This is a genomic window from Micromonospora sp. SCSIO 07396, assembly GCF_053667945.1.
In genome coordinates this window covers 2,031,997-2,057,468 of sequence record NZ_CM132210.1, presented here as the reverse complement: position 1 = coordinate 2,057,468, position 25,472 = coordinate 2,031,997, and the positions used below count along the sequence as shown (strand labels likewise).

20 protein-coding genes are annotated in these 25,472 nt (G+C 72.7%); 6 read left to right on the top strand and 14 right to left on the bottom strand.

Annotated elements, in window-relative coordinates; translation table 11 throughout:
* Positions 1 to 31: 31 nt before the first annotated feature.
* The 9 genes from ACWCHM_RS08780 to ACWCHM_RS08740 form a co-directional block, all read right to left on the bottom strand.
* The gene (locus tag ACWCHM_RS08780; protein WP_454222022.1) at positions 32 to 1,591 is read right to left on the bottom strand and encodes an FAD-dependent monooxygenase; all 1,560 of its coding nucleotides are present in this window, start codon (positions 1,589 to 1,591) and stop codon (positions 32 to 34) included.
* Between the two features lie 268 nt (positions 1,592 to 1,859).
* The gene (locus ACWCHM_RS08775; protein ID WP_454222021.1) at positions 1,860 to 2,480 is read right to left on the bottom strand and encodes an acyl-CoA-like ligand-binding transcription factor; all 621 of its coding nucleotides are present in this window, start codon (positions 2,478 to 2,480) and stop codon (positions 1,860 to 1,862) included.
* A 75-nt stretch (positions 2,481 to 2,555) separates the two neighbouring features.
* Positions 2,556 to 3,524 (bottom strand): hypothetical protein, encoded by a 969-nt coding sequence (locus tag ACWCHM_RS08770; RefSeq protein WP_454222020.1) that lies wholly within the window; start codon positions 3,522 to 3,524, stop codon positions 2,556 to 2,558.
* A 37-nt stretch (positions 3,525 to 3,561) separates the two neighbouring features.
* Entirely contained in the window at positions 3,562 to 4,101 is a 540-nt protein-coding gene (locus ACWCHM_RS08765; protein WP_454222019.1) for a hypothetical protein, read from the bottom strand.
* A gap of 56 nt (positions 4,102 to 4,157) precedes the next feature.
* Positions 4,158 to 4,688, bottom strand: coding sequence for a hypothetical protein (locus ACWCHM_RS08760; protein WP_454222017.1), 531 nt, complete (start codon positions 4,686 to 4,688; stop codon positions 4,158 to 4,160).
* A 115-nt stretch (positions 4,689 to 4,803) separates the two neighbouring features.
* Positions 4,804 to 7,080, bottom strand: a complete 2,277-nt coding sequence (katG, locus tag ACWCHM_RS08755) for a catalase/peroxidase HPI (protein WP_454222016.1) — start codon at positions 7,078 to 7,080, stop codon at positions 4,804 to 4,806.
* 23 nt (positions 7,081 to 7,103) lie between these two features.
* Positions 7,104 to 7,532, bottom strand: coding sequence for a Fur family transcriptional regulator (locus ACWCHM_RS08750; RefSeq protein WP_204962147.1), 429 nt, complete (start codon positions 7,530 to 7,532; stop codon positions 7,104 to 7,106).
* A gap of 129 nt (positions 7,533 to 7,661) precedes the next feature.
* Positions 7,662 to 8,702 (bottom strand): LacI family DNA-binding transcriptional regulator, encoded by a 1,041-nt coding sequence (locus tag ACWCHM_RS08745; RefSeq protein ID WP_281896590.1) that lies wholly within the window; start codon positions 8,700 to 8,702, stop codon positions 7,662 to 7,664.
* 72 nt (positions 8,703 to 8,774) lie between these two features.
* Positions 8,775 to 10,334, bottom strand: coding sequence for a glycoside hydrolase family 43 protein (locus ACWCHM_RS08740; protein ID WP_454222015.1), 1,560 nt, complete (start codon positions 10,332 to 10,334; stop codon positions 8,775 to 8,777).
* A 632-nt stretch (positions 10,335 to 10,966) separates the two neighbouring features.
* Here ACWCHM_RS08740 and ACWCHM_RS08735 point away from each other — a divergent pair.
* Positions 10,967 to 13,816 (top strand): glycosyl hydrolase family 95 catalytic domain-containing protein, encoded by a 2,850-nt coding sequence (locus ACWCHM_RS08735; protein ID WP_454222014.1) that lies wholly within the window; start codon positions 10,967 to 10,969, stop codon positions 13,814 to 13,816.
* Between the two features lie 39 nt (positions 13,817 to 13,855).
* A complete protein-coding gene (locus tag ACWCHM_RS08730) occupies positions 13,856 to 15,538 on the top strand; it encodes a cellulose binding domain-containing protein (protein ID WP_454222012.1) in 1,683 nt (560 codons plus the stop codon).
* Positions 15,539 to 15,632: 94 nt separating this feature from the next.
* On the opposite strand, the gene ACWCHM_RS08725 is transcribed toward ACWCHM_RS08730, so the two are convergent.
* Positions 15,633 to 16,523 carry an SGNH/GDSL hydrolase family protein gene (locus ACWCHM_RS08725; protein ID WP_454222011.1) on the bottom strand — a complete coding sequence of 297 codons (891 nt, stop codon included), beginning with the start codon at positions 16,521 to 16,523 and terminating at the stop codon, positions 15,633 to 15,635.
* Positions 16,524 to 16,887: 364 nt separating this feature from the next.
* Here ACWCHM_RS08725 and ACWCHM_RS08720 point away from each other — a divergent pair, with 364 nt between their 5' ends.
* From ACWCHM_RS08720 to ACWCHM_RS08710, 3 genes are all read left to right on the top strand, one after another.
* Positions 16,888 to 18,474, top strand: a complete 1,587-nt coding sequence (locus ACWCHM_RS08720; protein WP_454222010.1) for a cellulose binding domain-containing protein — start codon at positions 16,888 to 16,890, stop codon at positions 18,472 to 18,474.
* Between the two features lie 315 nt (positions 18,475 to 18,789).
* On the top strand, positions 18,790 to 20,103 hold the full coding sequence (locus ACWCHM_RS08715; protein WP_454222009.1) for a cellulose binding domain-containing protein: 1,314 nt from the start codon (positions 18,790 to 18,792) through the stop codon (positions 20,101 to 20,103).
* Between the two features lie 193 nt (positions 20,104 to 20,296).
* On the top strand, positions 20,297 to 20,668 hold the full coding sequence (locus tag ACWCHM_RS08710) for an ArsR/SmtB family transcription factor (RefSeq protein ID WP_088647720.1): 372 nt from the start codon (positions 20,297 to 20,299) through the stop codon (positions 20,666 to 20,668).
* A gap of 4 nt (positions 20,669 to 20,672) precedes the next feature.
* On the opposite strand, the gene ACWCHM_RS08705 is transcribed toward ACWCHM_RS08710, so the two are convergent.
* Positions 20,673 to 21,062, bottom strand: coding sequence for a hypothetical protein (locus tag ACWCHM_RS08705; RefSeq protein WP_281896576.1), 390 nt, complete (start codon positions 21,060 to 21,062; stop codon positions 20,673 to 20,675).
* A 330-nt stretch (positions 21,063 to 21,392) separates the two neighbouring features.
* Here ACWCHM_RS08705 and ACWCHM_RS08700 point away from each other — a divergent pair, with 330 nt between their 5' ends.
* The gene (locus ACWCHM_RS08700) at positions 21,393 to 23,459 is read left to right on the top strand and encodes a HelD family protein (protein WP_454222008.1); all 2,067 of its coding nucleotides are present in this window, start codon (positions 21,393 to 21,395) and stop codon (positions 23,457 to 23,459) included.
* Between the two features lie 132 nt (positions 23,460 to 23,591).
* Here the strand turns inward: ACWCHM_RS08700 and ACWCHM_RS08695 are convergent, their stop codons facing one another.
* From ACWCHM_RS08695 to ACWCHM_RS08685, 3 genes are read right to left on the bottom strand one after another with little or no spacing between them, the layout of a single operon-like run.
* Positions 23,592 to 23,900: a DUF2470 domain-containing protein gene (locus ACWCHM_RS08695; protein ID WP_281896572.1), complete on the bottom strand. Its 309-nt coding sequence runs from the start codon at positions 23,898 to 23,900 to the stop codon at positions 23,592 to 23,594.
* Positions 23,897 to 24,574, bottom strand: a complete 678-nt coding sequence (locus tag ACWCHM_RS08690; RefSeq protein WP_454222007.1) for a biliverdin-producing heme oxygenase — start codon at positions 24,572 to 24,574, stop codon at positions 23,897 to 23,899. Before ACWCHM_RS08690 ends, ACWCHM_RS08695 begins: the two co-directional genes overlap by 4 nt.
* On the bottom strand, positions 24,575 to 25,462 hold the full coding sequence (locus tag ACWCHM_RS08685) for a heme ABC transporter ATP-binding protein (RefSeq protein ID WP_454222006.1): 888 nt from the start codon (positions 25,460 to 25,462) through the stop codon (positions 24,575 to 24,577).
* Between the last annotated feature and the right edge of the window lie 10 nt (positions 25,463 to 25,472).

Genomic DNA, 25,472 nt, shown 5'->3' with positions numbered 1-25,472 from the left:
CACCCTCCCCCGCCGGGCCGGCCGAACCCCGTCAGGACCGGTCGGTGCCCGGCGGGCCGAACCAGCGGGCGAGCGCGGCGGTCAACCCGTCGGCGTCCGGCCCGTCCGGCGGGGACTGCCAGGCTACGTAGCAGTCCGGGCGCAGCAGCAGCGCGGTCGGCATGGCGTCGCCGGGCGCGTCGGCCGTCGCGCCGTCCGACGTGAACCGTCCGGTGAGCACGTCGACCCGGTCCCGCCACGGCCCGGCCAGCCCGGCGTGCACGCCGGTGGGGTCGAGCAGCAATGGGCGGGCGGTCCGGGTGAGCTCGGCCAGCCGGACCGGGCCGGCGTCGGTGTGCCACACCAGGTCGGGGGCGAAACGGCCGACCAGCGGCCCGTCCGCGGCACCCATCGGGTAGCGGACGTCCGCCCCGGCCAGCAGGGCGGCGACGTGGGCCGCGTTCTCCGGCCGGTCGAGCAGTTCACCGAGGAGCACCCGCAGCGCGGTGACCTCGCTGCCGGGGGCGATCAGCGCCGACTGGGCCTGGGTCGACATGGTGACCCGCTGCGCGGCCGGCCGGCGTTCCGCCTCGTAGGAGTCCAGCAGCCCGTCCGGGGCCCGGCCGTGCACCTGGGCGGCCAGCTTCCAGCCCAGGTTCACCGCGTCCTGGAGGCCGAGGTTGAGTCCGGGCCCGCCGATCGCCGAGTGCACGTGGGCGGCGTCGCCGAGCAGCAGCACCCGGCCGGCGCGGTACCGCTCGGCGAGCCGGGTGTTGCCACCCACCAGGCGGCGCAGCAGGTGCGGCCCGGGGCCGGCCGGCGGGTCGATCGGCACGTCGACCCCGAGCACCCGGGCGACACTGGCCCGCAACTCGGCGAGGGTCGGCGGCCCGTCGAACCGCGTCGACTCGGGCCACTCGATCGTGCTGAGGCCCGCCGGACGCCCGGTGAAGGGGGCCCACGCGATCAGTCCCCGCTCGGTACGGGTGTGCTGGAACGGTGCGACGGTGCCGTACCCGGGGATCACGAGGCCACCGGTCGCCGCGTCGATCAGCTCCGCGGGCAGGCTGACCTGGGCGGTACGGGAGACGGTGCGGTCCGTCGACACGCCGGGGAAGCCGATCCCGGCCAGCCGGCGGACGATGCTGTGTCCGCCGTCCGCGCCGACCAGGTAACGGCAGCGCAGGGTCGTGCCGTCGGAGAACGTCACGCGTACGTCGTCGACCTCCTGGGTCAGCCCGGTCACCTCGTGCCCCCGGCGGACCTGTACGCCCAGTTCGGCGGCCCGTTCGGCGAGCACCCGTTCCAGGTGCCGCTGCGGGGTCTGGAGCAGGTACAGCGGGTTGTCCGGCACCGCCCGCAGGTCCAGCGGCAGCGCGCCGAAGACGAACCCGGGCGCGGGCTGCGGCGGTGCCGGGTCGTCGACGAGGCGGTGGTGCAGGCCCCGCCGGTCGATCATCCGGACCACCTGCCCGACCAGCCCGTTGGCACGCTGCTCGGTGGTGGGTGCCGGCAGCCGCTCGCACACGACGGGTCGGACGCCGGCCAGGGCCAGTTCGGTGGCGAGCAGGAGGCCGTTCGGGCCGGCGCCGACGATCACGACATCGATCATCGCAAGATCCTTTCCAGGGTGGGGTGGATCCGCTCGCCAGCGGCGGCGGCGGACCGTGGGCATCCCCCGACAGGGGCGAGGGTGGACGTGGTGGGCCGGGCGTGGGCGATTCAGCGCGGGCGGTCGTCGCGGTGCGCGGATGAGGCAGGCGGCGCGGTCGGGCCGGCCGGCCGCGCAGGGTCAGGGATGCACGGTCAGCGGCGGCACGGGAAGCGGGCGGGGACGGGAACAGGGCAGGGACACGGCCGGGGCGACGCAGGGGACGTGGTCATCGCGGCGTGGGCACCGGCAGGCCGGCGGCGAGCTGGGCCAGCGCGTCGGGAAGCAACCGCTGCATCGGAACGGGTGGATCGGCGCGCAGGTAGTGCCGGATCGCGGCGTTCACGGCGGCGTTCACGCTGGCCGCCACGAGGTGCGGATAGAGGTCGCGGTCGGGGTCGGTGCCGGTGCGTTCGGCGACGGCCGCGGCCAGGTCGGCCTCGGCGATCGCGCCCGCGCGCAGCATCTCGCCCTGCAACGCCGGCTCGGCCAGCATCACCGCGAGCCCCTCGACCCACTCGGCGTGTGGGTGAGGCGGCGACTCGGTGACCTCGGGGCCGGGGACGAAGCGGGTCAGCGTCGCCACGATCAGCGCCGGCCAGAGGGGTTCGTCGGCCGGCCGTCGGCGCAGTTCCTCGGCCACCCGCCGGCTGCGGTCGAGGTGCCGGAAGGCGATCGCCTCGGCCTTGCTGGAGAAGTAGTTGTTGAACGTACGCGGGGACACGCCCACGGCCTGGGCGATGTCCTCCACCAGGACGTTGTCGAAGCCCCGGGCGACGGTCAGCCGGATGGCCGCCCAGCTCAGCGCCGCCCGCGTCTCGGCCTTCTTGCGCTCCCGTAGCCCGCTCACCCATTCAGCATAGCCGAAAGTGCGTGGCACGCAATATTACGTGCCACGCACTTTCCTGTTCGCCACAGTGCCCGGTCAGGCGGGCAGCGCATGCTGGGGACGACCGCGACGGCGGAAGGCGAACCCGGTGAACAGAAGCAGGACCACCGCCGACGCGACGATCCCGCCGGTGAGCACCAACCCGGAACGGTCCGTGCTGGTCGCGGCGGCGGCCGTCGACCCGCCGAAGGAGACGGTTCCGGTCGCGGTGCGCTTGGTCCAGCCGCTGGCGAGGTCGAGCCGGGCGTTCCACGGCCCGTCGGGCAGCCTCGGGTCCAGCAGCACCCGGACGGTGGTGGTACCGCCGAGAGCGAGCGTGTCGGCCTCGGCGCGGACCGGCCCGACCGACAGCCCACCCGGGCCGTCGGTGAGACGTAGCTGGCCGGCGAGGTCCAGCGCCCGCTGCCCGGTGTTGCGCACCTCGGCGGTGACCACCGGTGCGCCGTCGCCGTCCCGGTGACCGGTGAGCCCCGACACCTCGAAGCCCGACGGGGGTTCGCCGCCCGGCCCGACCGACAGGTAGACCCGGATGCCGACCCGGCCGATGTTGCGCACGTTCGCGCCGTCGACGGTGGACGCCTCGGCCCAGATGACCGCGTACCGCTCCCCGGCGGACGCCTTCGCCGGCACCACGATGGTCACCGTGAGCACCGCCTCGTCGTCGGGCTCCAGCTCCACCTCGCCCTGGTCGACGGTGATCCAGCTGCTCAGCTCGTTGGGCGTCCGGTCGGGCGCGAAGACGAAGCCGGTGCGGTCGACCTCGGCGGCGGCGGCGTAGACGGCGATCTTCCGCTCGATCTCCGAGACGTTCTGCACCACGATCCGCCGCTTAATGGTGGTCCCGGGGTGGACGTGGTCGACGATGTACTTGTGCGCGCGGCTGTCGTCGCGCCGGTTCACCGGGGCGTCGAGCAGGCGGATGCCGACCGCTGCGGCCGGGCCGCTGAAACTCGGGCTCGGCGGGGGTGACGGCGACGCGGCAGACGCCGGTGTCCCAGCGGTCACCAGGACGGTGACGGCCAGGACAGCAGCGCGGAGTCGGTCAGGCCACCGAATGGGTCACCGTCCCCGTGTAGAGGCCGCCGACGGCTGCGGGCGGGAGGGTGATCCGGAGGCTGGGATTCCAGGTGGCCGAGTTGTTGCCGCTGCCGGAGGTCTTGGAGAAGGCCGTCCGGGGCAGGTTCAGCGTCACCGCGTCGGCCGAGGTGGGCTGTCCGGGCACGAAGGTGCCGGTGCCGGTGGTGGAGATCGCCGGCCCGGACCAGTACTCCACCAGGTTGGGCAGGATCGTCTCCGGACCGGTGCCCCCGCCGGTGGTGAACGCGGTGCTCGTCACCGACGCGGTCCAGGTCGCCGCTAGCGCCGCCCGGCTGTCGGTGACCGTGACGTTGCCGAGCGCGCCGGTGATGGTGGAGCCGGCGAAGGCCGCGCCCAGGTTCACCGAGGCCGGCACGGTGATGTCCAGGTTGGCGGTCGACACGGTGAAGGTGACGATGGTGTCGCCCGACGGGGCGGCGGCGGCGGGCGATGCTACGGCGAGCACCGCTGCCCCGGCGGCCAGGGCGAGCAATGGCTTCTTCATGCCCCCACGCTAAGCACCGAAAGCGCTCATATCTGTCATTCAGCGCGAATCACTCATTAGGCGACAGAGTGCGTGATGGTGCCGGTGTACACGCCTGCCACCGCAGCCGCGGGGATCGCCACCCGGAGGGTGGGTGCCCAGCTCACGCTGTTGCGCTGGTTGCCCGAGGTCTTGCTGAACGCGACCCGCGGCACGGTCAGCGTCACCGCCTGCGCGGCGGTGGCCTGACCCGGCACCTTGGTGCCCCCACCGTTCTGCTTGGTCACCGGCCCCGACCAGTAGGAGACCTGGGTGGCGGCGATGGTCTTGCCCGCACCACCGCCGGCGGTGATGAACACCGTGGTGGACACGGTGGCCAGCCAGGTGTTCGGGTTGGTCGTCCGGGTGTCGTTCACGGTGACGGTGCCCAGCGAGCGACTGAGGGTGGCCCCGGGCACGCCCGCACCGAGGCTGGCCGTGGGTGGCACGGTGATGTCGAGCCCGACCACCAGCGCCATCGCCCGCACACGGGGAACGGGTGCCGCGCCGGGCGGTGCGACACCACCCACGAGCAACAGCGGGCTGACCAGGGCTGCCAGGAAGTGCACGGACGACACTATAAGAGTGTTATGGGCGTTTTGTCCAATACGAAGTGGGGTTCACCCCTCCCCCGAACCAGGACGGGCCCCGGCCATCGGCCGGGGCCCGTACAGCCGGGTCGGATCAGGACAGGTCGAACCGGTCCAGCTCCATGACCTTCGTCCAGGCCGCCACGAAGTCGGTCACGAACTTGACGCCCGCGTCCTGGCTGGCGTAGACCTCGGCGAGGGCGCGCAGCTGGGAGTTGGACCCGAAGACGAGGTCGACCGCGGTGGCGGTCCACTTCACCTCGTCGGTGGCCAGGTCCCGGATCTCGTAGACGTGCTCGTCGGACTCCGACGCCCTCCACCGGGTGCCCGGGGAGAGCAGGTTGGCGAAGAAGTCGTTGCTGAGCACGCCCGGCCGGTCGGTCAGCACGCCGTGCGCGGCGCCGCCCACGTTGTTGCCGAGCGCCCGCAGGCCGCCGACGAGGACGGTCATCTCCGGCGCGGTCAGGTTGAGCATGTATGCCCGGTCGACGAGCAGCACCTCCGGCTGGGTCTTCTCACCCGCACGCAGGTAGTTGCGGAACCCGTCGGCGCGCGGCTCCAGCACGGCGAACGACTCGACGTCGGTCTGCTCCTGGCTGGCGTCGGTGCGGCCCGGCCGGAACGGCACGGTCACCTCGACACCCGCGGCCCGGGCCGCCTGCTCGACGGCGGCCGAGCCGGCCAGCACGATCAGGTCGGCCAGTGAGATCTTCGCCCCACCGGCGTCGTTGAACTCGCGCTGGATCCCCTCCAGAGTGGCCAGCACCGTCGCGAGCTGCTCGGGCTGGTTGACCTCCCAGCTGCGCTGCGGTTCGAGCCGGATCCGCGCGCCGTTGGCGCCACCGCGCTTGTCGGTGTGCCGGAAGCTCGCGGCGGAGGCCCAGGCGGTGCTGACCAGCTGCGCGGTGGTCAGGCCGGAGTCGAGCACCTTCGCCTTGAGGGCGGCGACGTCGGCGTCGGACACCAGCTCGTGGTCGACGGCCGGCAGCGGGTCCTGCCACAGCTGCGGCTCGGCGACCCAGGGGCCGAGGAAGCGGCTGACCGGACCCATGTCGCGGTGCAGCAGCTTGTACCAGGCCTTGGCGAACGCCAGCGCGAACTCGTCGGGGTGCTCCAGGAAGCGCCGCGAGATCTTCTCGTACGCCGGGTCGACGCGCAGCGACAGGTCGGTGGTGAGCATCGTCGGCTTGTGCTTCTTCGCCGGGTCGTGGGCGTCCGGGATGATCGCCTCGGCGTCCTTGGCGACCCACTGCTTCGCCCCGCCGGGGCTGGTGGTCAGCTCCCACTCGTAGCCGAAGAGGATCTCGAAGAAGCGGTTGCTCCACTGCGTCGGCCGGTCGGTCCAGGTGACCTCCAGACCGCTGGTGATGGTGTCGCCGCCCTTGCCGCTGCCGTGGGTGCTCAGCCAGCCCAGGCCCTGCGCCTCCAGCGGGGCGCCCTCGGGCTCGGGGCCGACGTGGTCGTCGGCGACGCCCGCGCCGTGGGTCTTGCCGAAGGTGTGGCCGCCGGCGATGAGGGCAACGGTCTCCTCGTCGTTCATCGCCATCCGGCGGAAGGTCTCCCGGATGAAGTGCGCCGCCGCGAGCGGGTCGGCGTTGCCCCGGGGGCCCTCCGGGTTGACGTAGATGAGACCCATCTCGGTCGCCCCGACGCCGGCCGACATCTCGGTCTCGGAGGAGTACCGCTCGTCACCGAGCCAGGTGTCCTCCGGGCCCCAGAAGATCTCCTCCGGCTCCCAGACGTCCTGCCGGCCGAAGCCGAAGCCGAAGGTCGTGAAGCCCATCGACTCCAGGGCCACGTTGCCGGCGAGCACGAGCAGGTCGGCCCAGGAGATCTGCTGGCCGTACTTCTGCTTGACCGGCCAGAGCAGCCGGCGGGCCTTGTCCAGGTTGGCGTTGTCCGGCCAGCTGTTCAGCGGCGCGAACCGCTGCCCGCCGTCCCCGGCGCCACCGCGGCCGTCCTCGATCCGGTACGTGCCGGCGGCGTGCCAGCTCATCCGGATCATCAGGCCGCCGTAGTGGCCGAAGTCGGCCGGCCACCAGTCCTGCGAGGTGGTGAGCACCTCGGTGATGTCCCGCTTGAGCGCCTCGACGTCGAGCTTGGCGAACTCGCGGGCGTAGCTGAAGTCCTCCCCCAGCGGGTTGCCCTTGGCCGAGTGGGCGTGCAGGACCGAGAGGTCGAGCTGGTTGGGCCACCAGTCCCGGTTGGTACGCGGACGCCCGCCGGTCTTCGGCTTCGGGGAGTCGATCGCCGGGTTCTCGCTCTCGCTGCCCTGCGCGGTCGCCGAGTCGTGCGCGACCGGGCAGCCGGCCGCCGCCTTCTGGTCCACGCCCTGCGCGCTGGCGGGGGCGTTGTCCTGGGTGTCGCTCATGTACTTCCTTCCGAACTGGTGGATCACTGGGAGATGCGGTCGGCCGCGCAGTCGGGGCAGGTGCCCCAGTAGACGACCTCCGCCTCGTCGACCACGAACCCGTGGTCGTCGGAGGCGGTGAGGCACGGAACGTGACCGACGGCGCAGTCGACGTCGGCGATCACGCCGCAGGAACGGCAGACGACGTGGTGGTGGTTGTCCCCCACCCGCGCCTCGTAACGCGCGGTGGACCGGCCCGGCTGGATGCGGCGCACCAGGCCGGCCTCGGTGAGCGCCCGCAGCACGTCGTAGACCGCCTGGTGGGAAACCGTGGGCAGGTCGGCCCGGACCAGCGCGATCACCGTGTCGGTGTCGACGTGCGGATGGTCCCGCAGCGCGGCGAGCACGGCGAGTCGGGGCCGGGTCACGCGCAGCGAGGCCGCCCGTAACTGTGCCTCGAGCTCGGCCGTCATGGGTCGACCCTAGCCCGCTGTTCTGGAGCAAATCAAGTTTACGGCCGGTGTGGCGGCGGACATCCCTCCCCTGGGTGACGCATGACTCACCCAGCGCGACCGGATGGTGACGGGAGTGGGCGGGTGGGCTCAGCGGCGGCGGGGTGGCGCGGTGCTGCCCCGCACCACCAGCGACGTGCCGAGCTCGTACCGGTCCTGCGCCAGCGGCTGGCCGTCGGCCAGGGCCAGCGCCAGCCGGGCGGCGGTGGCCCCGATCTCCCCGAACGGCTGCCGCACCGTGGTCAGCGGCGGCGCCAGCCAGGCCGCCTCGTCGACGTCGTCGAAGCCGACGACGCTGAGGTCGTCGGGAATCCGCAGGCCGGCCTCCCGGGCCGCCGCGTAGACACCCAGCGCCTGAAGGTCGTTGCCGCAGACCACGGCGGTGGGCGGCGCGGGCCCGGCGAGCAGCTCGCCACCGAGCCGCAGGCCGTCCTCGAAGGCGAACACGCCGCTGCGTTCGAGGCGCTCGTCGAACGGTACGCCCGCATAGTCAAGCGCGGCCCGGAAGCCGTCGCGGCGGGCCCGCGCCGACAGGTCCCGGACCGGGCCGGTGAGCACGCCGATCCGCCGGTGGCCGAGGTCGACGAGATGGCGGGTGGCCGACAGCGCCCCGCTCCAGTTGCCCGACCCGACGACGGGGACGGGGAACAGGTTGTCGGCCGGGTCGACGGCCACCAGCGGTATGCCGGCGGCGGCGAAGCTCGTCCCGTCTTCGGCGGTCACCAGGGAGAAGACCGTGATCACGGCGGCCGGTTGGCGCAGCTGCACCGCCTGCGCCCAGGGCTGCCCGGCCCGCAGCCAGTGCCGTACGTCGGTGAAGCCGACCGTGTGGTCCCGGGGGCCGGCGACCTCCTGGACGCCGCGCAGGATCGGCATGGCGATCGAGGAGAGCATCTGGTGGAAGACCACCTCGATGCAGGGCGTGAAGCTTCCGGCCGGCCGGCGACGGTAGCCGTGGTCACGTAGCAACGCCTCCACCCGCTGCCGGGTCTGCTCACCCACCCCCCGGCGGCCGTTGAGCACCTTGGAGACCGTCGGCGGGGACACCCCGGCGAGTTCGGCGATCGTGGCGAGGGGCAGGTCGCCGCGCCGGGGCTTGCGGGAGCGGCGACGTCGACCTTCCTCGATCACGCAGGGAAGTCTACGTGTCCCGGCGTCCCGGCCCGGCGCACCGGCGAGGGCCCCGACCGGACCGGCTCCCGCTCAGTGCGGCGGTGCCGCCGGGCGGTGGCTGAACCAGTCGAACGCCGCGCTGCCCCCGGTGACGTACATGCCGATAACCCGGCCGGTGAACCCGGCGGCGACCTCGGTGGACAGGTAGCGCCCGTCGAGTTCGGCCAGTACGACGGGGCCGGCCGGGCCGGCCACCTCGAAGGTGACCATGTCGCAGCCCGCCGCGCGTACCCCCCGGGGCGCGGTCCGGGCCGCCAGGTCGGCGGCGGAGGTCACGGTCGGCGGGTAGAGGTCGTGGGTACGGGTGGCGACCGTCAGCACCAGCGGGCCGTCCGGGACGGCATGGGTGGCGAAGACCTGCCGGAACGGCCCGGCCCGGCCGATCACCCGGACGGTGCCGGCCCGAACCTCCAGGTCGTAGTGGTGCGCCTCGTCGATGCGGATGGTGAGCCCGGCGACACTGGTGCCCGGGTCGACCCGGACGCTGGTCCGGCTGTCGTGGTACCGCTGGCGCAGCGCCACGATCGTCGCACCGGCGAGGTCGAGGGTCGCGCCCACGGCGTGCAGGGTGAGCCAGCCCGGCCTGGCGGTCAGCGACCAGCAGTCGTCCGGGCGGCTGCGGGGCGAGATCCACTCGGGCGCGAGGACGGCCGCGTCGAAGTCGTCGTGGAAGGCGTCCGGCCCGGCCGGGTCGGCACCGGCCGGGGGGCTGCCGGGAGGCGCGGGGGTGACCTCCCGGACCGGGTCGACGACCGGCCAGCCGTCGACCCAGCGCACCGGCGCGAGGAAGGTCTCCCGGCCGAGGACGTGGTAGGGCGGCCACTGGCCCCGGGCCCGGATGCCGAGCAGGACCAGCCACCAGCTGCCGTCGAGCGCCTGGACCAGGTCGCCGTGCCCGGTGGCCTGCACCGGAAGATCGGTGCTCCGGTGGGTGAGGATCGGGTTGGCCGGCGCGGGGGTGAACGGGCCACGCGGGCTGCGGGAGCGGGCGACCGAGACGGCGTGGCCGGTGTGTGTGCCGCCCTCGGAGAGCAGCAGGTACCACCAGCCGTCGATCCGGTAGAGGTGCGGGGCCTCCGGGTACTGGCCTCCGGTGCCCGACCACAGCGGGATCGGCCCCTCCAGCACCCGGCCGCCGTCCGGGTCGATCCGGTAGGCGTCCACGCCGGAGGTGGTCAGCCAGCAGGTGCCGTCGTCGTCCCAGGCCAGCGAGGGGTCGACGTGCGGCAGGTCGAGGTAGACCGGGTCGGACCAGGGGCCGGTGGGTTCCGGCGCGGTGACGATGAGGTGCCGGCCCAGGCTGACGTTGGTGGTGACCAGCCAGAACCGGCCGTCGTGGTGGCGCAGGGTGGGCGCGAAGATGCCCCGGGACGCCTCGGTGTCGGCGGGCAGCGCCAGCTGGCCGGGCCGGTCCAGGATGTTGCCGATCTGCCGCCAGCTGACCAGGTCGCGGCTGTGCAGCAGGGGTACGCCCGGGAAGTACTCGAAGCTGGAGCAGACCAGGTAGTAGTCCGCGCCGACCCGGCAGACGCTCGGGTCGGGGTGGAATCCGGGGACGACCGGGTTGCGGTAGGACGCTCCGGTGGACACCGCGCGGCACCTCCTCGACGGCACAGGCACAGGCACGATGGACGACGCCGGGGCGGGTTGCCGCGCCCAGAAATGTTTGCGATAACATTTCGCAAACCCGGATGCTACGGAAAGCCGTCCGCCGATTCAAGGGCGGCACCGCCGCCCAGGGTCGCGCGGACGTTGCGCCCCGTGGCCAGGCACCGCCGGAGAACCGGTCCTGAGCTGGCATCCCGCCCGCACGCCCGAACTAGGACGGCGGCCCGTCGGACCATTCCGGACGCCGGCCGGCAACCACCCGGGGCAGCCGACGGACGACGACGCGGACCTCCGGACCGGGCCAGGAACATTCGCGCAACATGGCCGTCATATCTTGACGGAGCCCAAGGAATCCACGAGAGTCCATATGTGGCGAGATGGTGCGCCGCCGGGAGCTCGACGCGCCGTCACGGTAATCATGGATGCCGACGTCAGGGCGCGACGGGCCGCGCCTGTTAGCGATAACAGCAGGGTTTCCGCTGCGGCCGACCGGAACACCGGTCCGGGCCGGGTGGCGGTCGACCGTGTCCCCGGCACCGGGTCCACGGCGGCGGCCGCCAGTGCCGCCCTCCCCCATCCGTACCCGGCTCTGATCCGCACCCCTGGGAGAAAACATGTCTGAAGTGACCCGAAGGAACGTCCTCAAGGCCGGAGCGGTGGGGGCCGGCGCCGCGCTGGTCCCGGTCGCCTGGTCCGCCACCGCCCGCGCCGGTTCGGCCGCACCACCGCAGGTGCTGGCCGCGAACGACCTGGCCCTGTGGTACGACGAAGGGGCCGGCACCGACTGGTTGCGCGCGCTGCCGATCGGTAACGGCCGGCTCGGCGCGATGGTGTTCGGCAACGTCGACACCGAACGCCTCCAGCTCAACGAGGACACCGTCTGGGCCGGCGGCCCGTACGACTCGGCCAACACCCGGGGCGCGGCCAACCTGGCCGAGATCCGACGACGGGTCTTCGCCGACCAGTGGACCTCGGCGCAGGACCTGATCAACCAGACGATGATGGGCAACCCGGGCGGTCAGCTCGCGTACCAGACGGTGGGCAACCTGCGGCTGGCCTTCGGCTCGGCCAGCGGGGTCAGCCAGTACGTCCGGACCCTCGACCTCACCACCGCCACGGTGACCACGACCTACGTGCTCAATGGCGTACGGCACCAGCGGGAGGTCTTCGCCAGCGCACCCGACCAGGTGATCGTGGTGCGGTTGACCGCCGACCGGGCCAACGCGATCACGTTCTCCGCCACGTTCGACAGTCCGCAGCGCACCACCGTGTCCAGCCCGGACTCCGCCACCATCGGGCTGGACGGCATCTCCGGCAGCCAGGAGGGGGTCACCGGCTCGGTGCGGTTCCTGGCCCTGGCCAACGCCGCCGCGACCGGGGGCACGGTCAGCAGCTCCGGCGGCACCCTGCGGGTCTCCGGGGCCACCAGCGTCACCATCCTGATCTCGATCGGCTCGAGCTACGTCAACTACCGCACCGTCAACGGCGACTACCAGGGCATCGCCCGCACCCGGCTCAACGCCGCCAAGGGTGTGGCCATCGAGCAGTTGCGCAGCCGGCACCTGGCCGACTACCAGGCGCTGTTCAACCGGGTGAACATCAACCTGGGTCGTACGGCCGCGGCCGACCAGCCCACCGACGTGCGGATCGCGCAGCACGCGAGCAGCAACGACCCGCAGTTCGCCGCGCTGCTGTTCCAGTTCGGCAGGTACCTGCTGATCTCGTCCTCGCGGCCCGGCACCCAGCCGGCGAACCTTCAGGGCATCTGGAACGACTCGCTGACGCCGTCCTGGGACTCGAAATACACCATCAACGCCAACCTGCCGATGAACTACTGGCCGGCCGACACCACCAACCTGTCCGAGTGTTTCCTGCCGGTGTTCGACATGGTCAAGGACCTGACGGTGACCGGTGCCCGGGTCGCCCAGGCGCAGTACGGCGCGGGTGGCTGGGTCACCCACCACAACACCGACGCCTGGCGTGGCGCGTCGGTGGTGGACGGGGCGCTGTGGGGCATGTGGCAGACCGGCGGAGCGTGGCTGGGCACGTTGATCTGGGATCACTACCTGTTCACCGGCGACCTGGGCTTCCTCCAGGCGAACTACCCGGCGCTCAAGGGTGCCGCCCAGTTCTTCCTCGACACGCTCGTCGCCCATCCGTCACTGGGCTACCTGGTGACGAACCCGTCGAACTCCCCGGAGCTGCCGCACCACTCGAACGCCAGCGTCTGCGCCGGCCCCACGATGGACAACCAGATCCTGCGGGACCTGTTCGACGCCGCCGCCCGTGCCAGCGAGATCCTGAATGTGGACAGCACGTTCCGGTCGCAGGTGCGTACCGCCAAGGACCGGCTCCCCCCGACCCGGGTCGGCTCGCGGGGCAACGTGCAGGAGTGGCTCGCCGACTGGGTGGAGACCGAGCGGAACCACCGGCACGTCTCCCACCTGTACGGCCTGCACCCCAGCAACCAGATCACCAAGCGGGGCACCCCGGCGCTGTACGAGGCCGCCCGCAAGACCCTGGAGCTGCGGGGCGACGACGGGACCGGCTGGTCGCTCGCCTGGAAGATCAATTTCTGGGCCCGGCTGGAGGACGGGGCCCGCGCCCACAAGCTGTTCAAGGACCTGGTGCGCACCGACCGGCTCGCGCCGAACATGTTCGATCTGCACCCGCCGTTCCAGATCGACGGCAACTTCGGTGCCACCTCCGGCATCGCCGAGATGCTGCTGCACAGCCACACCGGTGAGCTGAACGTGTTGCCCGCGCTGCCCAGCGCGTGGCCCACCGGGCAGGTCGCGGGCCTGCGCGGGCGCGGCGGCTACACCGTCGGGGTGGCGTGGAGCAGCGGGCAGCCCGACGAGATCGGCATCCGCGCCGACCGCGACGGCACGCTGCGGGTGCGGTCCCGATTGTTCACCGGCAGCTTCACCATCACCGATGTCGCCGACGGCAGCGTGCCGGCCACCACCCGTCCGGAGACCGACGTCGTCCAGTTCGCCGTCCAGGCCGGGCACACCTACCGGGCGGCCCGGCCGGGCGTGACACCGACCCCGACGCCGACCGCCACGCCCACCGCCACCCCCACGCCGACCCCGACCACCCCGACGCCGACGACCCCGGTCCCGACGACGCCGGTGCCGACCACCAGCTCCCCCGCACCCTCGGGGGCGCGGGCGACGTACGCGGTGACGGGCTCGTGGTCGGGTGGCTTCCAGGCGGAGGTCACGGTGACCGCCGGCGCGACCGCGATCCGGGGTTGGACGGTGTCCTGGACGTTCCCCAACGGGCAGACCATCAGCCAGATCTGGGGCGGGTCACACACCCAGAGCGGCGCGAACGTGACGGTCCGCAACGTCGACTACAACGGGACGTTGGCCGCCGGTGCCTCCACCACGTTCGGCTTCATCGGCACGGTGAACGGCACCAACAACGCGCCGACGAACCTCACCTGCACCACGAGCTGACCGGCACCCACGATCCCCGAGTGAAACGGACGGAAGACCATGAGAAGACCATCTACCCGTAGCCGTCGGCTCCTGACCGCCGTGGCGGCGGGGCTGCTGCTGGTGGCGGGCCCGGCGGTGGCGCTGCGGACCTCCCCGGCACTGGCCCTCGACAATGGGGTGGCGCGGACGCCGCCGATGGGCTGGAACAGCTGGAACACGTTCGGCTGCAACATCAACGAAACCCTGATCCGGCAGATGACCGACGCCATGGTCAACACCGGCATGAAAGACGCCGGCTACCAATACGTCGTCGTCGACGACTGCTGGATGAACCCCAACCGCGACTCCGCCGGCAACCTCCAAGGCGACCCCACCCGCTTCCCCTCCGGCATGAAAGCCCTCGGCGACTACATCCACGCCCGCGGCCTCAAATTCGGCCTCTACCAAGCACCCCTCGACAAAACCTGCGCCCAATACTTCAACTCCTACCCCGGCGCCACCGGCAGCCAAGGACGCGAAGCCCAAGACGCCCGCCAATTCGCCGCATGGGGCGTCGACTACCTCAAATACGACTGGTGCTCACCCACCGGCACCATCGACGACCAAACCCGCGCCTTCGCCAAAATGCGCGACGGCCTCGCCGCCACCGGCCGACCCATCGTGCTCAGCATCAACAGCAACAGCATCCACTCCAAAACCGGACCCCAACGCGACTGGGGCGACGTCTCCAACATGTGGCGCACCACCGAAGACATCACCAACACCTGGAACAGCGGCCAAACCAACGGCTACCCCATGGGCATCCAAAACATCCTCGACGTCACCATCCCCCTCGCCGCCCGCGCCAAACCCGGCGCCTTCAACGACATGGACATGATGGAAGTCGGCCGCGGCGGCATGACCGACACCGAAATGCGCTCCCACTTCGCCCTCTGGACCATCCTCGCCTCACCCCTCATCGCCGGCAACGACCTCCGAAACATGAACACCGCCACCCAAACCATCCTCAAAAACACCAACCTCATCACCATCAGCCAAGACCCCCTCGCCCTCCAAGCCAGCCAGGTCTCCTTCGACGGCACCCGCCGCATCCTCGCCAAACGACTCACCAACGGCGACGTCGCCGTCGCCCTGTTCAACCAAGGCACCTCAACCACCACCATCACCACCACCGCCGCCGCCATCGGGTTGTCGGGCAGCTCGTTCACCCTGCGGGACGCGTGGACCAACACGACCAGCACCACCACCGGGGCCATCTCGGCCAGCGTGCCGGGTCACGGGACGGTCGTCTACCGGGTCAGCGGCACGACCAGCACCCCCACCCCGACCATCACCCCCACCACCCCGGCCCCCACCACGCCGGCCCCCACCACGCCGGCCCCCACCACGCCGGCTCCGACCACCCCGCCCCCGGCGACCATCTCCTGCCAGGTCAGCTACGCGATCACCAGCCAGTGGCCGGACGGGTTCCAGGCCGAGGTGACGATCCGCAACACCGGCACCACGGCGGTCAACGGCTGGAGCCTGCGCTGGTCGTTCGCCAACGGCCAGCAGCTCAGCCAGTCGTGGGGCGTCACCTACACCCAGAGCGGGGCGCAGGTCACCGCCAGCAGCGCCGGCTGGAACGGCCTGCTCAGCCCCGGCGCAAGCGTGGGCTTCGGGTTCCTCTCCAGCTGGTCCGGCAGCAACGCCAAGCCGACCGCGTTCACCCTCAACGGCCAGACCTGCACGGTGGCCTGAGCGGGCCCACGGAAACGACGGGACCCCCGGTCATGACATCGGCCCGGCACCGGGACGCGACATGACCGGGGGTCCCCCGCCACGGCAGGTCGGGTCAGTTGTCCAGCGTGGCCAGCACGGCGGTGGCCATGCCCTGCTCGCCCCGGGCGTTGGGGTGGAAGGGTGCCGCCGCGTTCTCCGGCACCAGGCCCTCCACCCACCGGGTGCCGCTGCTCTTGCAGGTGTCCCGCCCGATCGACGGGGTGTAGACGTCCGCGTAGACCGCGTCGTTCGTCGCGGCGGCGTCGGCCAGCATCGCGTTGAGCGACTTGGCGACCCCCCGCAGGTAGGGCACGTCCTGGTAGGCGATCGGGACCAGCGGCCAGCAGCCGTATCCGCTGTCCGGCACGATCGCCGGATAGCCGAGCACCACGATCCGCGCGCCGGGCGCGGCCTGGCGGACCCCCTGGAGCACGGCGGCGACCTTCGGTGCGGTGGCGGTGATCCGGGCCTGCAACTGGTCGGTGCCGCCGGCGGTGTAGAGGTCCTTGCACGGCGAGCCGAACGGGCTGCTGAAGCTCGCCTGCGCGCAGTCGCTGATGATGCTGGAGAAGCCGATGTCGTTGCCGCCGATCTGCACCGTCACCAGGGCGGTGTCCGCGGTGACCGCGTCGAGTTGCGGGGGCAGCGGGCGGCCCAGCGAGCCGTTGCCGCCGTAGCGGATGTCGTCGGTGGTGGCCCCGGAGCAGCTCACGTCGACCAACGGGGACGAGCCGGCGGACGCGGCGACCAGGGACGGGTAGTTGCGGTTGGAGCGCAGGCAGTTCAGGTCGACCTGGGTGGGGATCAGCGGGCCGGACGTGTACGAGTCACCGAGTGCGACGTAGCGTCCGGTGGGGACGGCGGCGCTGGCGGGCGCGGCGACGCTGAGCACACCGGCGGTGGCGGCGGCGAGTGCGAGCATCCGGGTGGCGGTCCGCAACAGCGGCCGGCGGGAACGGGGCATGACGCCTCCCAGGGCGGATCACGGTGGTGGTGCCGCGATCCTGCGCCCTTGGACGCCGGACGTCAATATAGAACATTGTCATTGAATTCCCCCGGCATGCGCCCCGGGTCCGACCCGACCAATTGACGAAGGTCAAATTCGGACGGGATAATCCGCAGCGGAGCCGGGCTGGCTGCGGGCCGAGGGACACCGTACGACACGACCGGGGTGGGTCGGCCGACGGCGTGTCGCCGTCCACCGCACCCCACCTCAGCACCGCGCGGCCATCAGCGCCCGGAGCGGGACCATCCCTCCCGCCGGCGGAGCCGCCCCGTCGACGCGGCCGACAGTCGTCGCCGCCCCACCCCCTGCGGGAGGATCATCCATGGGACCCACGCGTTCCCGGTTCAGACTGGCGGTGTCACTGTGCGCTGCCACCACCGTCGTCGTCACCGCCGCGCTCGCCGGCACCGTCCCCGCCCAGGCGGCGGCCGGCTGCCGGGTCACCTACACGGTGACGAGCCAGTGGCCTGGCGGATTCGGCGCGAACGTCGACGTCACCAACCTCGGCGACCCGCTCACCGGCTGGCGGTTCACCTGGACCTTCACCGCCGGGCAGGTGATCAGCCAGTGGTGGAACGGCACGGCGACCCAGTCCGCCGGGCGGGTCACCGTCGGCAACGTCGACTGGAACGGCAACCTCGGCACCGGGGCGAGCGCCCAGTTCGGCTTCGGCGCGTCCTGGAACAACGTGGCGAACCCGACGCCCGTCGACTTCGCCCTCAACGGGGTGCCGTGCACCGGCCGTACCTCCGGGCCCACCGCACCACCGACCACCACGCCGCCGCCGACCACCGCACCCCCGACCACGCCACCGCCCACCACGCCACCGCCCACCACGCCGCCGCCCACCACCCCACCGCCCACCACACCGCCGCCGGGGACCGGGGCGCTGGACCAGACGACGACGGTGGGGCGGGTCAGAGCGGTCGGCAGCAGCGCGCAGTACACCTGGCCCGGCATCTACTTCGAGGGCCGGTTCCGGGGCACCGGGGTCGGGATCGTCCTCGACGACTCCCAGAACGACTACCTCGTGCAGGTCGACGGGACGACCGTCGCCACCCTGGTCACCCCGGGCCGGACCACCTACTGGGTGCGCAACCTGACCGACCGCGAGCACACCGTACGACTGGTCAAGCGCACCGAGAGCCCGTGGGCCGTCGGCGAGTTCGGTGGGCTCGTCCCCGCCGCCGGCGGGGCGATCCTGACCCGGCCCGCCCCGCGCAGCCGGCAGATCGAGTTCATCGGCGACTCGTGGACCGCCGGCTACGGCAACATGTCGACCACCCGCGACTGTTCCGGCAACGGTGGGGTCACCCGCAACTCCAACGCCGACGTCACCTTCGGCGCGCTCACCGCACAGAGCCTGAATGCCGACTACCAGCTCACCGCCTGGTCCGGCCTCGGCATGGTGCGCAACTACAACGGTGGCGGCACCGACAACTTCCGCACCTACTACGAGACCGACCTGCAGGCCCTGTGGAACAGCACGGTGTGGCAGAAACCGGCCACCTGGAAGCCGCAACTGGTGGTGGTCGGGTTGGGCATCAACGACTTCTCCACCGCGCTCAACCCCGGCGAACGCTGGGCCACCGTCGACCAGCTCGCGGCCGACTTCCGCAGCGCCTACCTGGCCTTCCTCGACAAGCTGCGCAGCCGGTACGGCCCCGACACGTTCATCGTGCTGACCTACCCCGACCTCTCCCCCACCACCGCGCTGGCCAGCTCCGTGCAGCAGATCGTGCAGACCCGCGCCAGCCGGGGCGACACCCGGATCCGGTCGCTCTACTACGACGACAACGCGCTGGGGCTCGACAAGCTCGGCTGCGACTGGCACCCCTCCCGCCGCGACGACCAGCTCCTCGCCGGCGCGCTCACCCGGTTCGTCAACACCCTGCCGCTGACCTGGTGAACGGCTGACGCCTGGCGGACCGAACGGCGCAGGGGCCGGCGACGCGGACAGCTCCGCGTCGCCGGCCCCTGCGGTGGAGCACCCCGGCGTTTCCCCTGGTCGGGCCGGCACGCCCGGACCCCCTCCGGGACGCACCGCGACCGCCCATGTGTTGACATCATACGTCATACGGATTACGTTCGTAATCATCGATGAATGTGATCAACTGCCCCGGCCGGTGGCAACCGCCGGCACGGCCGGGATCACCGGGTCGCGGCCGGAGTCGGGCGTCCGGTCACACCCCACCACCACGCTGCTGTCGAAGGAGTTCCCCTGATGTCGAGACACCGACTCGTGGCCGGCGTCGTCGCGGCGACGGCGATGCTCGCCCTCGCGCTGGGCGGCGCCGCGATCACCACCGGGGCCGGGCCGGCCGCCTGGGCGAAGGACGCCGGACCGCTCGCGGCGACCGCCGGGTGCGGCAAGACGCCGACGCTGACCAGCGGCACCCGGACGATCTCCAGCGGAGGCCAGAACCGCACCTTCATCCTGCGGATCCCCGACAACTACGACCGCAACCGCCCCTACAAGTTGATCTTCGCGTTCCACTGGAACGGCGGCACCGCCAACGACGTCGACTCGGGCGGCACGAGCGGCTATCCCTGGTCCTACTACGGCATCCGCGCCCTGGCGAACAACAGCGCGATCTTCGTCGCCCCACAGGGCATCGGCAACGGCTGGGCCAACACCGGCGACCGGGACCTGACCTTCGTCGACGACATGATGCGGCAGATCGAGTCGGACCTGTGCGTCGAGACCACCCAGCGCTTCGCCATGGGGTTCAGCTACGGCGGCGGGATGAGCTACGCCATCGCCTGCGCCCGCGCCTCGGCCTTCCGCGCGGTCGCCGTCTACTCCGGCGGGCAGCTCAGCGGCTGCAACGGCGGCACCCAGCCGATCGCCTACATCGGCATCCACGGCCTGCGGGACACCGTGCTGCCCATCTCGACCGGGCGGTCGCTGCGCGACCGGTTCGTCCGCAACAACGGCTGCACCCCGCAGAACCCCCCGGAGCCGGCGCAGGGCAGCCTGACGCACACCGTCACCTACTACTCCGGCTGCCGGGCGGGCTACCCGGTCGCCTGGGCCCCGTTCGACGGCGGGCACGCCCCCAACGCCGTGGACGGCACCGCCGACCCCTACGCGCCCGGCGAGAAGTCCTGGACCCGGCCGGTGGTGTGGAGCTTCTTCACCCAGTTCGACGGGACCACGCCCCCCACCACCCCGCCACCGGTCACCACCCCGCCGGCGACGCCCACCACGCCCCCGGCGACCCCGACCACGCCGCCGCCCGGCGGTGGCGGCTGCACCGCGACCGTGACGGTCAACCAGTGGAACGGCGGCTTCACCGCCTCCCTGCGGGTGACCGCCGGGTCCGCCGGGACCACCGGCTGGACGGTCAGCACCACCCTGGCCGGCGGCGCGAGCGTCACCAACACCTGGAACGCCACCGCCAGCGGCAGCACCGGGACGGTCCGCTTCACCAACGTCAGCTACAACGGTCAGCTCGCCCCCGGCCAGGTCACCGAGTTCGGTTTCCAGGGCAACGGCAGCGGGTCCGGGCTCACCCCCAGCTGCACCGCCCGCTGACCCGGACCGGTCACCGGCCCGACGGCGAACGGCGGGGCCGGTGGGCGGGAGCGCATCCTGCCCACCGGCCCCGCCGACGGCCGTCCCACCGCCACGGCGGGTCGGCCGACGCGCCGCCCGCTGTCACCCGATCCGCCAAATTCGTCACGGCCGATCGGCGATCCCCCGGTCCGACCTGACTCCGGCTGCCATGATGGCGGACGTGGGAGCTGCGAAAACGAATACACCTGCCGTCTCACCGTTGACCGGTGAGCCGATCAAACGTGCCGATGCGGAACGGCTCGCGGGAGTGCTGAAGGCATTCGCCGACCCTGCCCGCCTACGACTGCTCAGTCTCATCCAGTCCGCCCCGCAGGGCGAGGCGTCCGTCACCGACCTCACCGCGCCGCTCGGGCTGTCCCAGCCGACGGTGAGCCACCACCTGCGGATCCTCACCGAGGCCGGGCTGATCGAACGCGAGAAGCGGGGAGTCTGGGCGTACTACCGCACGGTGCCGTCCACCATCGCCGCGATCGCCGACCTGCTGACCCCGCCCCGCAAACGGGCCACGAAGAAGACCCGGTGACCCGTCACCACCCGCTGAACGCCACCAGGAAGGCCACCCCCAGCCCGCCGAGCACCACCAGGTAGCCGACGCCGATGAACAGGGCCCGCCGGTGCCGCAACGGCATCGGCAGGAAACCGACCAGGGCGAGCAGCACCCCGAGCAGGGCGCCCCCGGTGGGAGCGACCAGCACCACGAGTTGACCGGCGGGCCCGCAGATCAGCAGACCCTCGGTGCCCTCGGTGCCGCAGCCGTCGGCCGCCATCGGCAGGAACATCCCGACCAACGCCACCGCCAGGGCGAGCACGACCAGGAGCAGCACCGCCACCACCGCGCCGACGGTGGCCGCTACCCCGCTGCGGCGGGTGCCCGCCGGCACCGCCACGCCGCCCTGCGGACCACCCGTGACCACCATGCCCAGCCTCCCGCCCGGTACCCGTGACCGCCGGCGACCACGGTGGGCGGCGGCACGCCGTCCCGCGTCGGGTCAAGGTGTGCTCCCCGGCCACCAGGTCCGGCGCGAGAGCGAGCGTAGGGGACGGAATCCGGCCGGGAGGAGGACCGTCCGGCCGGAGTGCCGACCCGACCGGCACTGGATGACGTCGTCCTCCCGGGTGCGTCACCTTCATCATATGGGCCGGGCAAGCCGTCCGGATCGTCCCGGATGACGATTTTCGCCACCCCGTACCGCGCCTAGTCTCGACCGGTCCGGGCCGCGGGGCCCGGCGGGAAGAACGGGGGGCCCGTGTCCGAGACGACCCGGCAGATCGCCATCGAACAGCAGGTGGTCGACCACGTGTACGCCCGGCTGGAGGTCATGCGGGCGCAGGCCCAACAACTCGGCGAGGAGGGGCGTCGGCGGGCCGGCGGCGGGCCGGTCACCGGGCTGGTCGAGCGGGACGCCATGGTGCTGGGCGCCGCCGCCCGGATGTCCGACCTCGACGGCCAGGAGGAGGGCATCGTCTTCGGCCGCCTCGACTACGACGACGAAACGTACCGCATCGGTCGGTTGGGGGTCCGCGACGCCGACCGGGAGCCGCTGGTGGTGGACTGGCGGGCCCCCGCCGCAGCACCGTTCTACCGGGCCACCCCCGGCGAACCGCTCGGGGTTACCCGTCGCCGCGTCATCACCTGCGCCGGACGTACCGTGGTCGGCCTCGACGACGAGGTGCTGTCGGCCGCGCCCGTCGACGGGGTGGTCGGCGAGGGCGCCCTGCTCGCGTCGCTGACCCGGGAACGCGGCGCACACATGCGCGACATCGTCTCGACGATCCAACGCGAGCAGGACGAGGCGATCCGCGCGCCGACCCACGGGGTCACCCTGATCACCGGTGGGCCGGGGACCGGCAAGACGCAGGTGGCCCTGCACCGGGCGGCCTACCTGCTCTACCGTGACCGGGGCCGGTTCGCCGGCGGCCGGGTGCTGGTGGTCGGCCCGTCGGCCGTGTTCACCGAGTACATCGGCCGGGTGCTGCCCGGCCTCGGCGAGGACAGCGTGCACCTGCGCGCCATCGGTGAACTGTTCGACGGTGTCGTGGCCACCCGACGCGACCGCGCCGAGGTGGCCCGCAGGAAGGGTGACCTGCGGATGGTGCGGGTGCTGACCGACCTGGCCTGGGACACCCCGCCGAACGTGCCGGACCGGCTGTGGGGTCTCGACGCCGACGACCTGACGCGGGCCCGCCGGGAGGTCCGCCGCCGGTGCGAGGCCGCCGGGATCACCCCCAACGCCGCCCGGCCGCAGGCCGCGACGGTGCTCGCGGAACTGCTGCCCGGCCGGGAGGTCCCCGACGCCTTCCTGACCGCCTGGTGGCCGACGCTGACCCCGCAGGACGTCCTGCCCGCCCAGCGGGGCGAGTGGTCGGTGGACGACGTTCCGCTGCTCGACGAGCTGGCCGCGATCCTGGGCCGGCCGCCACAGGTCGCCGAGGTCCGACCCGGGTGGCAGCGCCGGGAACTGGGCAACGGCGTCCGGCTGGCGGAGACCTTCGTGCTGAGCCCGAGCCTCACCGACGGGTGGCAGCTCTTCGCCCCCGGCCTGGCCACCCCCATGGCGCAGTCCGGGCAGTCGCTGGACAGCGGCCACTGGGGTGCCCAGCGCTGGGCCGCCGCGATCATCCTCCGCGAGGGTCACCAGGTGGTCGGCTGGATCGACGGCGTCGACCCGTACGGCGAGGAGGGCTACGTTCCGGTGCTGGCCGAGCCGCTGCCGGTGGCCGAGGCCGAGGAGCCCGTCGAGGACGCCTACCAGCACGTCATCCTCGACGAGGCGCAGGACCTGTCGCCGATGGAGTGCCGGATGATCGCCCGCCGGGCCGAGTACGCCTCGATGACCATCGTGGGCGACCTCGGCCAGGCGACCCATCCGCTGGCTGCCGGCTCGTGGCCGGAGCTGGTGCGGCGGCTCGGCAAACGGACCGCCCGGACGCTGGACCTGCCCACCGGTTACCGGGTGCCCGAGGTCATCGCCGACTTCGCGGCCCGGGCCCTGCCGCCCGGCATCGCACCGACCCGGTCGTTCCGGCCCGGCGGCAGGTTGGAGATCCGTCGGGTCGACGACCTGGCCGGGGCCGTGGCCGGGGAGACCGGGACCGTCATCGCCCCCGACCACCTGGCCGAGGCCCTGCACGCGGTCCCGGTCAGCCAGGTCAAGGGCCTGGAGTACGACCGGGTGGTGCTCGTCGAACCCGCCGACATCGTCGCCGCCGAACCCCGGGGCATGAACCGGCTCTACGTCGCCCTCACCCGGGCCGTCGGGGAGCTGGTGATCCTGCACCGCAAGCCGCTGCCGGAGCAGTTGACCCGCCCCTGAGCCGTCAGGCACCCGCGCCGATCCCCATCCTGCGCGCCCGTCGCGAGGGGGCCGCCCCGCCCGGGCGCGACCTGACCGGATCGGCCCGCCCGTGGGGCCGACCCGTCGGGGGCCGGCCCCCGCGACGGGTGTTCAGCCGGCGCGACGCGGTGGCACGCCGAGCGCGGCGCACGCCTGCTCGTACATCCGGACCACCTCGCGGCGGATCTCGGCCCGCTCGGTGAGCCGGTGGGCGAACGGCAGCCGCACCGGCACCTCGATGTCGTCGAGGGTGACGGCGAAGTCCATCCCGTCGCCGTCCAGCCCGGTCACCCGCGCCCGGGTGGCGTCCGGGCAGCCGCCGAGGGTCCGGCAGATCAGCAGCGAGTCGGCGGCGTGATCGTCGTTCATGTGCCGGCTGACCGCCGCCACCGTGTCCGCGTCGAACGGCTGCCCGGTCACGCCACCGCCTCCGTGATCTCCGGGCCGTCCGGCACGTGCCGGGCCAGGGCCGCGAACACCGCCGTGTTGTGCCGGTACGCCAGCAGCACCTCGTCGAGCAGCGCCGCCTCGTCGGCCGGGCTCAGCCGCAGTGCGTCCAACCGCGCCCGGTACGCCTCCTTGTACGCCTTCGGCCGGTCGATCCGGGCGAAGGTGTAGAAGGCCGTCCCCGCCTGCCCGGTCAGCCCGTAGCGTCGGGCCACCGCCCGGCCGATGTACAGGCCACCGGAGAGGTCGCCCAGATAGCGGGTGTAGTGGTGGGCGACGAAGTGGACCGGGGAGGTGCCGGCCACCGCCCGGATGCGCTCGGCGTAGGCCACCGTGGCCGGGTGCGGTGCGGTGCGCAGCGCCCAGTCCGGCCCGGCCAGCTCGGTAAGGTCCGCCTCCAGGGCGGGCAGCCGGGTCAACGCGTCGTCGACGAAACCCCCGGCGACCGGGTCTGCCCGCATCGCCTCCGCGGCCGACTCCAACGCCTGGTAGAGGGCGTGGTGCTGGACCACCAGGTCGAGGTAACCGGCGAGGTCCAGCTCACCGGCGACCAGCGCGGTGACGTAGCGCTGGCCCTCGGCGGCGGCGTGCGCGCCCGCGGTGGCGGCCCGCAGCCGGGCCGAGAACGGCAGGGGTGGGGTGTCCATCTATTCCTCCGTGACGCAGGTGGTGCGGGCCGGGCCCCGACGGCGGGGCACGACCAGCGGCAGGCGGGTGTCGGGGTGCGGCACGACCTCGATGTCGTGCCGGTAGACCTCGCTGAGCAGGGGCGCGGTCAGCACCGTGTCGGGAGGGCCGGCGGCCCGGACCCGCCCGTCGGCGAGCAGGGTGACCCGGTCGGCGTACGCCCCGGCCAGGGCGAGGTCGTGCAGCACCACCACGACGGCGTCGCCGGCCTCGGCCCGCTCCCGGGCGATACGCATGACCAACTCCTGGTGGTGCAGGTCGAGGGCGGCGGTCGGTTCGTCGAGCAGCAGTACCCCGGTCTGCTGGGCCAGCACCCGGGCCAGCGCCACCCGGGCCTGCTCGCCGCCGGAGAGCGACGGGAAGGGACGGGCGGCGAACCGGATCACGTCACAGCGTCGCATGGTCTCGGCGACCACCGCATCGTCGTGGGCCTCCTCCGGGCGACCGGCCCAGGGAGAACGACCCATCCGGACCACCTCGACCACCCCGAACGGGAAGCTCAGGACACTGTGCTGGGTCAGCACCGCCCGGCGCATCGCCAGCTCCACCGCCGACCACTCGGCCAGCGGCCGGCCGTCGACCTCGACGGTTCCGGCGGCGAGCGGCAGGTCACCGCTGACGGCGGCCAGCAGGGTGGACTTGCCGGCGCCGTTCGGCCCCACCAGGGCGTGCAGTTCGCCGGCGCGGACCGCGAGGTCGACCCGGTCGAGGACCGGTCGGCCGGCGCGCTCGACCCGGACCCCGGTGGCCCGGATCCGGGTGCCGCCCGGCTCGGGAGCGGTCGGCACCCGGGGGGCCGGCCGGGCTCCGAGCAGCCGCAGCGGCCCCCGTCGCCGACGTTCGTTCACCACGGTCTCC